Origin of the sequence: Enterococcus casseliflavus (assembly GCF_029215545.1) — a bacterium.
Taxonomy (GTDB): domain Bacteria; phylum Bacillota; class Bacilli; order Lactobacillales; family Enterococcaceae; genus Enterococcus_D; species Enterococcus_D casseliflavus.
The window spans coordinates 2,755,678-2,768,115 of sequence record NZ_CP119393.1 but is presented as its reverse complement, the minus strand read 5'-3'; the positions used below and the strand labels follow the sequence as shown (position 1 = coordinate 2,768,115).

Genomic DNA, 12,438 nt, shown 5'->3' with positions numbered 1-12,438 from the left:
TATATCTATTGAGTAAAATTTGTGACATATCAGAATTCAAATCAGATGATTACCTTAAATATTTTATTAAAAGGTATTATATTTAGTTCTTATTGTTCTCAGGCCGACATGTAAAACAGAAAGAATTCTTAAGTCAATATAATAAAATAAAAAATGGATTTCGGAGAAAGAACTGGACAGCAACATGAACCCGCTATCTCAAAAGTTGTCAGGAGAAGCCTTGAAAAATAGAATAGTTGTCTTTAGAGGAATTGAAAAATTTCATTTAATTCCTCTATTTTCGAAAGTATATTGTTTAGGTGAAAAAACTTTAATAAAAAAATGAATCTGAATGAGAGAAATCCTTCATGGAATTTTATCATTCAGGTTTTTTGTAAATAAATGCAGTTAAAATTACTTTATATCATCAAAAATCTATTTTTAATTTAAGTCTAAGAATAACAATCAATGATTGAACAAAATCAACAAATTATTAAAGAACATAAGCTAAAGTATTTACATAAAGCATATATAAGTAAAAGCAGGCTTTGTGTGGGATGAAATAAGCCGGGGACCCGTTGCCATGAAAAAGGAGAAAAAAAGTGTATAAAAAACTGCTCTTAAAAACAAGAATTCGTCAAAACCAAGAGAGACTCTGATTGATACTTCTCTTTATCTAAAGACCAACTATCAAAGAATACATTTTTTCTCATAGCTATCTAATCAAAAATATATATGGGTATTACTTTGCATAACGAACATCGTACCCCATACCGATACTAAATTCTTCAATTAATTGACTATAATTATAAATGCCTTCATGTTCAGCAATAAAATAGTTCATCATAAATCTGTTTGCGGCATATTCCATTTTGGATTTTAAAACAAAAGAAACTTTGTATAATTCGTAGTTATCTCTGTCTTCACATGCATGTCCCAATTCGTGTAACAACGCTTTTTTCTTTTCAAAATCACTCAAATTATTTTTTATTACAATAATGTTTAAAATTGGAACATATTTTCCGTGATCTTCTAGACAATCATCATAGACAATCGTAACATTTAACTTTTCAATTATTTCTAAAATATGAGCATCCAAATAAACACCCTCTTATAATTTTCCGTCTAAGTATGCTTTCGCGATCCTTTCCAATACTTCACGGTCGTTTTCTGAAACTTTTTTCCCGTTGTAGCTCATAACTGAGTTTAGAGCTTCCTTAATTGTTAATTCTCTTTGTTTCTCAGACATACCCATGTGAGGATTGTCGGTCCTGCCTAAGATATAGTCCGTTGATACATGAAAGTATTCAGCTATTTTTGTTAGTTTATCAACTGAAGGTGCGCTTTTTCCCCATTTGGTAATTGAACCGCTTGATAATCCAGTTCGCCTTTCAAGCTCAGCAATGCTAATATTTTTTTGTTTAGCCAATTCCTTTACTTTATTCAAAACATTCATTTTTCACACCTCGGAAAATATTCTTTCTTATTCGTTGACTTAGAAAAAAATCAGTGGTATATTAATTTTAAATCGATTGACGTAATATATAGTGGTTTGAGAGTGCATCAGTAGAACATTAAAAATTACTCTTCTATTTTTTTGTTTTTATTATGGAATATTTTCAGCGTTTTGTCAAGGTTTCAGAGGAAAATATTCTAAAATATCAGGTAATTGAAATAGTAGAACAAATATCATTTTTAGGAAAATAGCTTGGATGACTGATACTTGATTTTTTGACCGCAAGAGCAAAGAGCACCTGTTCTAGGTACTTTAGCAATTCTATGACAATTTGGACATTTTTGATCAATGCCACCACGTTTATCAATAATTTCTTTTGCGATTAATTCAGGTTTGTTTATTTTTTTTAGGATATTATCAAATATTTTAAGGTTAAGCTTTTTGTTGATATAGATCCCCCCGTATCTTAATTAATAAATTTTTAAGTGATAAAGATATTATAACAAATATATCAAATAGGAAGTAGGTGTATTTTTAATTCTATTAAAAGAAATAAGTTGGAGGATTGAAATATGGCAGAAATAAGTTGGATAAAATTAAAAACAATGATGTTTGATGATGAAAAGATCAAATTAATTCAAGCAATGCCACAATCAGATGCTGTTTTAATAATTTGGATAAGATTATTAATTTTAGCAGGGAAAACGAATGATGAAGGAATAATTTATGTTCAAAAAAACATGCCTTATACGGAAGAAGTTTTATCGATTCTTTTTAATAAAGATACCAATACGATACGATTGGCGCTTACAACATTAGAGGAATTCAATATGATTGAAAGGATAGATGGCGGCTTTATATGCATTAGCAAATGGGAAAAGCATCAAAACATTGACGGTATGGAACAAATAAGAAGGAAGAATGCTGAGCGAAACCGCAAATATAGAGAGCGCAAAAAGAAAGAGCAGCAGTTGTTAGAAAAAAATGCTGGCGTGACATCATGTGATACCACAGAGACAGATTCAGAAATAGATATAGAAGTAGATGGAAATAAAGATAAAGAAACAGTAACTTCAAAAAAAGCAGCCATTACTCATGTTCTCCATATGTATGGTGACTACCAAAATGTTCCTTTAAGTGATGATCAATTAAGCAAATTAAAGCATGAGTTTCCAGATGATTGGGAACAACGCATTAAAATAGTTTCTGAATACTGTGAATCAACTGGAAAGACCTATAAGAATTATTTAGCGACAATTAGGAACTGGGCAAAAAAAGACAAACGGAGTGCTAAGAACAATACATCGGAAAATAAACAATATTTAAGAAGAGAAAGTATTCCTAATTGGGCGAATGAACCAACCAACTACTCTAAGGATAAATCAATAATTACAGAAGATGACTTAAGGAGATTTTTAGGAGATACCAATGAAGAAAGATTTTAGTAAACCTGTAAAATTAATTTACAAATTGCTTCCGCCAGAACAGCAGACACTTATGGAATTCTCTCTGAAATCTATGATTGGTTACGTGAAGCAAACAGGAAATACAGAAACTCGAGAAGCTGAAGCAAAGTTTAGAACATTTATGTTTATTTATCGTCACTACTTAATCAGTGAAAAAAAAGTGGTCGAAAACTATTTTGGAAAAAGTTTTTTGCGTGCCTCAACAGATGAACTTTGGCAAGAAGCACAACAATTATATGCTACTTTGAAGAAAGAAAGTCGATGATTTAGAAGCAATGGGTGTTTAACAAGAACAAATTTTCGAGATAAAAGTAAATTGAGGAGGACAATCATTTGGAAAAATGGCGAATAGAAAGAGTCAGAGCAGTGCTGAAGGATTTTCATTATATGGAACAGTATCTCAAAAAGCTTGAATGGGAGATTCTAGTTCCCTATCAGGAAGCTGGTAGAAGGAATAGTAACGAAGAAATTCGTCTGGATGTTTTGACTACCAATTTTTGGACTATCCACACACATATGCTGATTAGAGATTTGAAGCGAAGCAGTTTTGCTGTAAAAAAGTTGTTAGAGGAATGTGATAATGATACTGAAACAATCATTAATGAGTTATACATCAAAAAATTTACTCAATATACCATGCAAGGATTGGTTAATCAGAGAATAATCCTTGTAAGTCTAAGCACTGCCAAAAGACTCCGTGATAGATTTTTTGAAGAATTAGATAAGCAACTTGATTTTTGAACTTTTTTTGAACGTTAGGGATTGGAAAAATAATCTAAAATAATATTAGCAAGTACCATTCTAATGAAAAATCAAAGCTTTTCTCACTAGATCGTTCAAAACAAATATTTGAGTTCTTGAATGACTAATGGTGTTACTAATCGTAAGGATAAAAACAATTATATGTCTTGCTGTTTTTTGAAAGGAAGTTCTGGTAGATGAAAGTGAATAATTTCTAAAAGCTCTAATTCTTTCTTTTATCGAAACTATCAAAAATATGACTCCAGTGACTAACTGATTATTTTGTAGTTTCTTTGAAGTGTCTTTACTGATAGATAACAACATAAAAAATAAAAGAACTGAACGGTTTCAATTCTAACTGAAAGCAGGTGTTAAATGTTAAACGTAGGCGAACTTTCAACTTGGGCGGGATGGATTTTGTCAATAATTGGTTTGTTTGCATTTCTGATTAAGCCAGTTATGTCTAACTTCACCAAAATAACAGAAAATCTAAATAAGCTTGGACATAATCTTGATCTGCTTACGAGAGATCTTGAGGCTAGTAAGTCAGACCGTGTTGCAATACATGATGAACTAAAAAAACATGATGAGCGATTAGACCGTCATAATGATCGTTTAATTGAGCATGGTGAACAAATAAAATCTTTATGGAAGGAGAATAAATAGAGTGAAGATGACGAACAGACAATATGATTCAGCAAAAAAATTTTTAACTCTGGGCATACCTGCAATAACGGCGTTTGTTGTGACGATGGGAGGGCTTTATCATTTTTCGACAGATATTATTGTCGGAACAATCACAGCTGGTGCAACGTTAGCAGGCGTTTTTCTTAATATTGCTAGTAATCGTTATCGAGAGGACAAAAAAAAATATGATGATAGTCAGACAAATGCTGATTAGTTAATTGACATTCGTAACTGTGAATGTATTAGAATCAGAAGATAATTATCATTGATTAGATGTATATGTAAACTTTGATAGAAATACGATTCAAAAAAACATATCTATAAATAGGATTATTAATTTGAAAAAGAGGTGGCAATATGGTATTGAAAGATGTTCATGGAGGACACTGGGGATTAAATATGATGGATCCGGGAGCGATAAGTAATGGCTACAAAGAAGCGGAAATCGCTCATAGTATAAATAATTTGATGGTGAAATATACAGGTGTACCTGACACGTCGGATTACTTAGGAAAAACAGTCTTGGAGAACTTGGAAAATATCGTTGACAATATGAATAAGCGTCCAGGTGATTATCACATTAGTAATCATCTGAATGCATATAACGGAACCGCAAGCGGCGTTGAAGTGTGGTATTTGGAAGGGGATGAGGAGTCGCGGCAGATGGCTGCGAAAGTATCTGCTGTCATTGCAAAAACTACAGGACTTTACGATAGGGGAGCAAAAGCCACAACAGGGTTATATGTGATACGCAACTCAATAGGAAGAACATTGCTTATAGAATGGGGGTTTATTGATAATCAAGACGATTTAAGAAAACTATTACCAAACATGGAAAAAGCAGTACAAGAGGTTGTTAAATTATTCGGGTATAGCGGTAACCTGCCAAAACCTGGAGAACCAAATACACAAATAAAGAAAGTAGGAAAAATTATGTTGTTATTCAGAAGCCCAAACGATCCGAAAGTATATTTCTTATTAGGGAATAATTATGCCCATGTTCAATCTGAAAGTGATTTGAGTAAAATCAAAGAGTTGATGACAAAATACGGTTATGATACGACGGTTTGTACCGACGAAACTCAGATTTCTTATATCAAAAAAGTATCAGTCAGCGAGTAAATGAAGGAATGAGCCCCCTGCCTTTTTGGGGGGCTGTTTTAGAGGTGATAATATGACAAATGAAACTAGGGCACATATTCGCAGTTTGCTCTGGCAATATAAAAAAATCGAAAAATCACTGATAAGATTATCTGAGATCAGTGATACAAAAAAAGAACTGGATATAACAGCCTTGACCAATGAAGGAAGTAAGAATTGGTCGTTGAACCAAATAATTTTTTTTAAAATATTTGTAAATACTGTCAATACGATTTTAGAAAATTCGACAGTTGATGTTAGCGATATCTTTTATGTCAAATACTACAATGGGCATTTTAAAAAAAAACTAGCGGTAGTTTCTGCAGAAACTTTTCTTAGTGAATCCACTATTAAAAGAAGAGATTCGGAGTTTATCGCTGAGATTGCCAAAAGGCTAGGGTGGCTTTCAGTTTGACCTCTTTTATCAAACTTTCCTCGTTATAATAAAGGTGGAAATAAGAAACATGTTTCGAACTCGTGGACGCACGAAGTACATTTCCGCGGAGGTGATTTTTTTGGGAAGTATTGATAACATGATTCAATGGTTCAAAGATCGAGAAGGCAAAGTGACATATTCAATGTCTGATCGATTAGGTCCCAGTAGTTATGATTGTAGTTCAGCAGTGTACTATTCTTTAATCTCAGGAGGCTTTTTACCAGTAGGCAGCATGGGGTGGACAGGAACTTTGCATGATATAGCGTTACCATCGATTGCAAAAAAAGTAAATAGAACGGAATGTAAAAAAGGAGACATCTTTATCTCCAAATATTGGGCTACCGACGGACATACAGGGATTTTTATGGATAATAATATTATTATTCATTGTTCCTCCGGACGTAATGGCATTTATACTACACCAGCTGCTGGTGGTTATATGGGACCAGAGCCTACTGAATATTATCGATTAAACAATACAAATGATGGAAACATACCAAATAAGGAAAGTGAGGATATGCTAATGTGGGTATTTTATCAAGCAAATAAAAATGTACCGGTTCGCTGGTTTAATGGAAAACATGCTTATGCTATTGGACATGAAGATGAAATGAGAGCAATTCGTCAAATTTATCATGCAAATACAGGGAAAGAGGTTCCGTTTCTTACAAATTGGACAGATACTTCACCTTACTACAACCGCTTGGCAAATGTTTTGAATCGCAAGCCTGATTATTAATAAGCAGATAAAGGGAGGAAAGTAATGGCAAACGAAAATATGAAGCTTTCTGAAACTGGTCGTAATTTAATCAAAGAATTTGAGGGATTGCGCTTGACTGCCTATCAAGATTCAGTTGGTGTTTGGACGATCGGTTACGGGCATACTCAAGGTGTCTACTCAGGAATGACAATTACTGAAGCTCAAGCAAATATATTTTTAGACCAGGATGTTATCAGTCACGCATCTGGAATTTTTAAATATATAACCGTTCAACTGAATCAAAACCAGTTCGATGCTTTGGTGAGTTTTCATTTCAATTTAGGCGCAGATATTTTACAAGGAACTGCATTACTAACATATATAAATTCTAAAAATTGGCAACAAGCAGCCAATGAGATGAATAAGTATGTTAATGCAGGAGGAAAACCGCTAGAAGGACTGATTCGTAGACGAAAAGCTGAGACAGATCTTTTTCTAAGGGTGGTAGATGATAGTACAACGAAAGAAAGTGAGGAAATGATGATGTGGGCATTTTATCAAGCAAATAAAAATGCGCCTGTGCGTTGGTTTAATGGAGAACATGCGTATGCAATTGGGCACGAAGATGAAATGAGAGCAATTCGACAAGTGTATCATGCGAATACAGGAAAAGAAGTCCCATTTTTGACAAACTGGACAGACGCTGCACCGTATTATAATCGCTTAGCGAATGTCTTGAACCGTAAGCCAGATTATTAAAAGAAATACAAGAAAATCCTGCTCGGGTTCGTGCAGGATTTTCTTGTTTTCTTCTAAGTCTTTCGAAACTTTTCCTATAAGTGTTTATCTAAGAATATTAATGCGGAACTCTTACTATAGCTCTTTCAAAAAAAGCTGCATAAAAATATACAAATATGGACCACTCTGCAGTTGCGAATATACATCACCAACAGTTCAAATAAAATAGAAAGCGGTAACAATAATCATTTCTTTTCATGGTATACTAAAAAAAATTTGAAGAAGGTGATTTTGTGCAGCTGGTAAACCCTTGGGAAAATATAAAGATAGAAAAACTAAATACTTCAGAGCTCTATTATTTTGATAATGATATTCATCTGCTGTTCGTTCTGATCGGCGATGTTTCGATTCAAGACAGTGATCAGCTATTTGTTTTGCAAAAAGACGATTTTCTAGTTGTTCCTAAAGGAGAAAAAATCTTGATCCAGAACAACAATGCGGAAGTGTTCACACTGACTTTGTCTTATGATTTTCCCATGAACACAAAGGATAATGATATTGAGTATATCTTTCAAGGCAACTCTATTGAAAAACAAAGTACCGTTAACAATGAGATCCGTAAATACATTCATCGCTTGTTGCAATTATTTGTTTATAAAGAATATAACCAGAATGCGTTTGCCTTTCAAAATTATTTTGCGCTGATTGGAAATCTGGAAAAGCATTTTCGAAAAAAAGAGACCATGGATCGTAAAAAAAGTACAACGAAAAAAATTGAAGAAATTAAGTTTTACATCGACAATAATTTTCAAAAGGATATCAAATTAGCGGATATCGCCAATAATCTGTACTTGTCTGAACAATATATTTCTCGAGTCTTTTCTAAAGAAGTTGGGCTTTCGATCAGTGATTATTTAGTGCAGAAACGTCTGGAAAAAGTCAGAAATGAACTGCTTCATACGGAAAAATCAGTGATTGATATTGCTTATGATGCCGGTTTTTCCAATATCAATTCTTTCAATCGAATATTTAAAAAGTATCAAGGCCTGACGCCGACTGATTATCGGAAAGAAGTAAAGCAATCAATCGTTGTCTTATCGAATCCTGTGGAAGAGGAGGAGACGGATCTGGCGGATTTAAAGAAGTTGATCGATACGACAACTTCCCATGAAGGAACCGACACGTATGCCATCCAAATCAGCAATGAGAAAAGTTTTGAAAGCTATGCACCGACTTTTTTGATAAATTTAGGGTTTGCACAGGACTTGTTAAGAAAGGATTTCCATGCAGCGCTGGCACGTGTGAAGAAAGATGGACCATTTACTTACGGACGGATTTGGGGTCTATTGTCGCCGGAAATTATCGGTTGTGACCCAGATCAGCTGGACTTTTCACAGACAGACCATATCCTTGATGCGATCCTTGATGCTGATTTAATTCCATTTCTGGAACTTGGCTTTAAAGGGAAAACAATCTACAAAGATTACACTTCGATTTTGGCGAATCAAGTTTTCAGTAAAAACAGCCTTCACTTAGAAGCGTACCTAAAAACCATTGCTCTGTTTTTGAAGCACTGCATCAGCCGCTATGGTCGGATCGCAGTTGAAAAATGGCAGGTCGAGGTATGGAAACCGCATCCCATCGTCCTACAAGCAATCCAAGCTCCATTTCTTGGTGAAGTCTTTTATGATGATACGCGGTTAAAAATTACGCGAGCCAAGGACTTCTATTGCTTTTTTACCAAGATAAGTGAGCAAATCAAGAAAATCCTTCCGAACATGAAGGTGGGTGGTTGCGGCATTAGTGTCGATATCAAAAATAGTGACGAAAATTTCCCTACATTTATCGAGTTATGGCTAGAACAAAAACAGCAACCGGACTTCTTTAGTCTAGCGGTTTATCCGATGGATGAGATCAAAAGTGATTTTACTGAACAAAGAAGAAGTAATCCAATATCACCGGATATGTACTTTATGTCGCGCCACGTAAAAGCCGTCAAAAAGATATTTAATCGCCTTCAAGCTGATATCCCGATTTATATCACTGAGTTTAATGTCACGATCGTGAATCGAGATCTGATCAATGATACAGCTTATAAAGGCAGTTATATCATTAAAAATGCGATAGAAGTCAGTCCGTACTGTAAAGTGATCGGCTATTGGCTGCTTTCAGATACCTCAGCTGTTGCTGTTGATTGCCAGGAGAAGGAAGTATTTGGCGGGGCAGGTCTCCTAACCCGTCATGCGATTCCGAAAATCGGTTACTATGCGTTTTTATTTTTAGCGAAAATGACAGGGCGAACCCTCTACTATAATGAAGAGCTGTTAGTTACAATGCCTGATCCGTATACGATCAATATTCTGGCGATCAGTTATGCCCATTTAAATTCAGCATACTATTACAATTCTCAAGGAACCTTCCGCAAAGAAAATGTCTATGCAGTTTTCAATAATATGCCAGATAAAAAATATCGCGTGACGATTGATTTGCCGGAGATTAACAAAAGACAACAAGCCAAAATCACTACGCAGCAGATTGGCTTAAAAAACGGGACTCACTTAGAAGAAATGGCAAAAATTGCGATTGAGACTCTTAGTACAAGAGAAGAAGAGGCGTATTTACAAGCGCAAAGTCTGCCAAAAATGTGGATCGAACATTTGCCGCTAGGGGAACAGCTGACGATCGAATTTGCGATGGAAACCCATGATTTGCTTTTTAAACGTATTGTAATCGAAGAATAATAAGTAAAACAAACAGGAAAGTATCACACTTTCCTGTTTGTTTTATTTTCGAAACATAGTAGTGTCATACACATACAAGAGATAAGAAGAAACCTGCGAAGTAACCACAAGGAGAACTTGATATGATTCAATTGTAATCGATTACAAGGTATTTAGATTATAGAAGTAAGCAGATGTGATGACAGAAAACGAGGCGAGTGAAGATGGAAATTTATTTTGTTCGACATGGTGAAACGTATTTGAATAAATACGATCGTATGCAAGGATGGGCGGATACCCCGCTGACACATCAGGGGAGAATAAGTGCTGAAAAATGCGGAGCTTATTTGGCTTCTAAAGGAATCAGCCAGATTGTTTCAAGTGATTTAGGCAGAACGATTGAAACCAGCAAAATCATTAGAACTCAGTTAAACATAACAAAGGAGCTCTATCTCATGCCAGAGTTCCGCGAAACATTTTTCGGTTATTTTGAAGGTGAATTAAACCAAAACGTTTGGCCAAAAGTTGCAAAGTCAAAAGGCTTTGAGACCGTCAACGAGTTTTATGCAAATTTAAAAATCAACGAGGTGATGAATGCTTTTCATGAAGCTGATCCGCAAAAAGATGCAGAGGATTACGAAACTTTTATCACTCGAATCAAAGCTGGGTTGGAAAAACTCGAAAATACGTTTTCTTCTGACAGCAAGATTTTAGTCGTGACTCACGGCAATACGATTCGAAATCTCGCCTATTTAATTGATCCGCAGATAGATTGTGCGGAAGTTGTCTTGAATGCAGCAATCACAAAGATAGCACTGACAAAGCATGAAAAAAAACTGCTCTTTTATAACCAGAGCGTGAATTTATAAGTATAGTTTTATCGAGAACGAGAAAAGACGATCACAATGGGAAGGAATCTGTAGTACGTATTATGCAGACACTAAAGCGATGAGTGACTCATAAATTTAAAGTAAGTCATCGAAGAGCGGGTTAAATTAGAGAAACGAATGGGGAGGTTTCAAAAATGAATTTTATAAATAAGCTTGAAAAGCTGCAAATAGCGGCAGAAGGAATGTCGAATAATCGTTATTTCAAGGCAGTCAGTAAAGGGATGGTTATGACAATTCCTTTCAGTATCACAGGATCGATGCTGACTTTGTTGGCAAATATACCTTTTGATGGTTACCAAAATTTTATTGATGCTAATGGGTTAAGAACATTGTTGCTGCTTCCAGGAATGTTTACTAGCAATATCATGGGGGTCATTGTGGTGTACTTTATTGCCTTCAATTTGGCAAAATCGTTTAAACTTGACGGAATGGTTCCCGGTTTCTTAGCAATCGTTTCATTCTTGTTACTGACCCCTTTAGCAACGATTGATCAAGAAGTACGCGGAGCCATGCAACCAGTCGATTTTATTAGCTTTGATTTTATCGGTTCCAGAGGGATGTTTGTAGGAATCATTGTCGGCTTAGTCGTAGCAAAGTTATACAGTTGGTTTATTGAAAATAATATTACCATCCGAATGCCAGAAAGTGTGCCGAGTTTTGTAGAAAAATCGTTTAGTTCCATCATCCCGTGTTTTTCGATCGCTTTATTGATGGCGGTTATTTCTTGGGGGTTTGCTTTCACAAGTTATGGTAGCGTTCACAATATGATTTATACAGTGGTTCAAGCGCCGATTCAATCGATTGGCGGGTCGGTTGCCGGTGTCTTAGTCGCCTATTCATTGATTGGCTTGTTCTGGTGGTTTGGTCTGCACGGCAAAGCGATTATTTTCGGAGTATATGCGCCGATCTTACAAGCGATGACGACCGAGAACATGATTGCAGCAGCAGCTGGTGAGGTACCGCCTAATGTGATTGATCTTGGTTTTACTTATGTCTTTTTGGAAATTGGCGGGGGAGCCTGTGTTTTAGGACTTGCGGTTTGTTTTATTCTTTTTGCTAAAAGCAGTCAGTACAAAAACATCGGTCGGATCACTAGTATTCCAACCTTCTTTAGCATCAATGAACCCATTACTTTTGGAACACCGGTTTGCTTGAATCCGATATTTCTTGTACCGACCCTAGTAACGCCGTTAGTAACAGGTTTAATTGGCTACTTCTCGATTGTCAGCGGATTGGTACCTAGACCGCAGGGGGTCCATCTTCCAACAGGGTTTCCAACTTTCTTTAATGCAATAGTGGTCGGTGGCTGGAAAATGATGCTAGCACAAGTCATTTGTGTCATTGTTGCCACTGCAATTTACTTCCCATTTTTCAAAGCAGCCGACAATCTTGAATACAAGCGGGAGCAAGCAGAAGAAAAAGAACAAGCGGCAGAAAAAGCAGTCGATTTAGGTGCTGTCGTAACGGAATAAACATAAAGGAGCG

Annotated in this window: 14 protein-coding genes; 12 read left to right on the top strand and 2 right to left on the bottom strand. The window is 35.5% G+C overall.

Annotated features, from left to right (window positions below):
• Positions 1-721: 721 nt before the first annotated feature.
• On the bottom strand, positions 722-1,078 hold the full coding sequence (locus tag P0G38_RS13220) for an ImmA/IrrE family metallo-endopeptidase (protein ID WP_275851856.1): 357 nt from the start codon (positions 1,076-1,078) through the stop codon (positions 722-724).
• A 12-nt stretch (positions 1,079-1,090) separates the two neighbouring features.
• Positions 1,091-1,435 carry a helix-turn-helix domain-containing protein gene (locus P0G38_RS13215; protein ID WP_086294701.1) on the bottom strand — a complete coding sequence of 115 codons (345 nt, stop codon included), beginning with the start codon at positions 1,433-1,435 and terminating at the stop codon, positions 1,091-1,093.
• 572 nt (positions 1,436-2,007) lie between these two features.
• Here P0G38_RS13215 and P0G38_RS13210 point away from each other — a divergent pair.
• The 12 genes from P0G38_RS13210 to P0G38_RS13155 all read left to right on the top strand — a co-directional run bounded on the left by P0G38_RS13210 (position 2,008) and on the right by P0G38_RS13155 (position 12,425).
• A complete protein-coding gene (locus P0G38_RS13210; protein ID WP_275851850.1) occupies positions 2,008-2,880 on the top strand; it encodes a phage replisome organizer N-terminal domain-containing protein in 873 nt (290 codons plus the stop codon).
• Positions 2,864-3,166, top strand: a complete 303-nt coding sequence (locus P0G38_RS13205; RefSeq protein WP_275851847.1) for a hypothetical protein — start codon at positions 2,864-2,866, stop codon at positions 3,164-3,166. The genes P0G38_RS13210 and P0G38_RS13205 overlap by 17 nt, the downstream gene beginning before the upstream one ends.
• 68 nt (positions 3,167-3,234) lie before the next feature.
• On the top strand, positions 3,235-3,642 hold the full coding sequence (locus P0G38_RS13200; RefSeq protein ID WP_275851844.1) for an integrase: 408 nt from the start codon (positions 3,235-3,237) through the stop codon (positions 3,640-3,642).
• Between the two features lie 375 nt (positions 3,643-4,017).
• Positions 4,018-4,308, top strand: a complete 291-nt coding sequence (locus tag P0G38_RS13195) for a hypothetical protein (protein WP_086294706.1) — start codon at positions 4,018-4,020, stop codon at positions 4,306-4,308.
• 7 nt (positions 4,309-4,315) lie between these two features.
• A complete protein-coding gene (locus P0G38_RS13190) occupies positions 4,316-4,543 on the top strand; it encodes a phage holin (protein WP_275855260.1) in 228 nt (75 codons plus the stop codon).
• Positions 4,544-4,686: 143 nt separating this feature from the next.
• Positions 4,687-5,451 (top strand): N-acetylmuramoyl-L-alanine amidase, encoded by a 765-nt coding sequence (locus tag P0G38_RS13185; protein ID WP_275851840.1) that lies wholly within the window; start codon positions 4,687-4,689, stop codon positions 5,449-5,451.
• 52 nt (positions 5,452-5,503) lie between these two features.
• Entirely contained in the window at positions 5,504-5,884 is a 381-nt protein-coding gene (locus P0G38_RS13180; RefSeq protein WP_275851837.1) for a transcriptional regulator, read from the top strand.
• A gap of 100 nt (positions 5,885-5,984) precedes the next feature.
• Positions 5,985-6,644, top strand: coding sequence for a peptidoglycan amidohydrolase family protein (locus tag P0G38_RS13175; protein ID WP_275851835.1), 660 nt, complete (start codon positions 5,985-5,987; stop codon positions 6,642-6,644).
• 24 nt (positions 6,645-6,668) lie between these two features.
• Positions 6,669-7,364 carry a lysozyme gene (locus P0G38_RS13170; RefSeq protein ID WP_275851832.1) on the top strand — a complete coding sequence of 232 codons (696 nt, stop codon included), beginning with the start codon at positions 6,669-6,671 and terminating at the stop codon, positions 7,362-7,364.
• Between the two features lie 272 nt (positions 7,365-7,636).
• The gene (locus P0G38_RS13165; protein WP_275851829.1) at positions 7,637-10,084 is read left to right on the top strand and encodes a GH39 family glycosyl hydrolase; all 2,448 of its coding nucleotides are present in this window, start codon (positions 7,637-7,639) and stop codon (positions 10,082-10,084) included.
• A 203-nt stretch (positions 10,085-10,287) separates the two neighbouring features.
• Positions 10,288-10,932, top strand: coding sequence for a histidine phosphatase family protein (locus P0G38_RS13160; protein ID WP_086294712.1), 645 nt, complete (start codon positions 10,288-10,290; stop codon positions 10,930-10,932).
• A 155-nt stretch (positions 10,933-11,087) separates the two neighbouring features.
• Complete coding sequence (locus P0G38_RS13155; protein ID WP_086294713.1) at positions 11,088-12,425, top strand: PTS sugar transporter subunit IIC; 1,338 nt, start codon at positions 11,088-11,090, stop codon at positions 12,423-12,425.
• Positions 12,426-12,438: the final 13 nt, after the last annotated feature.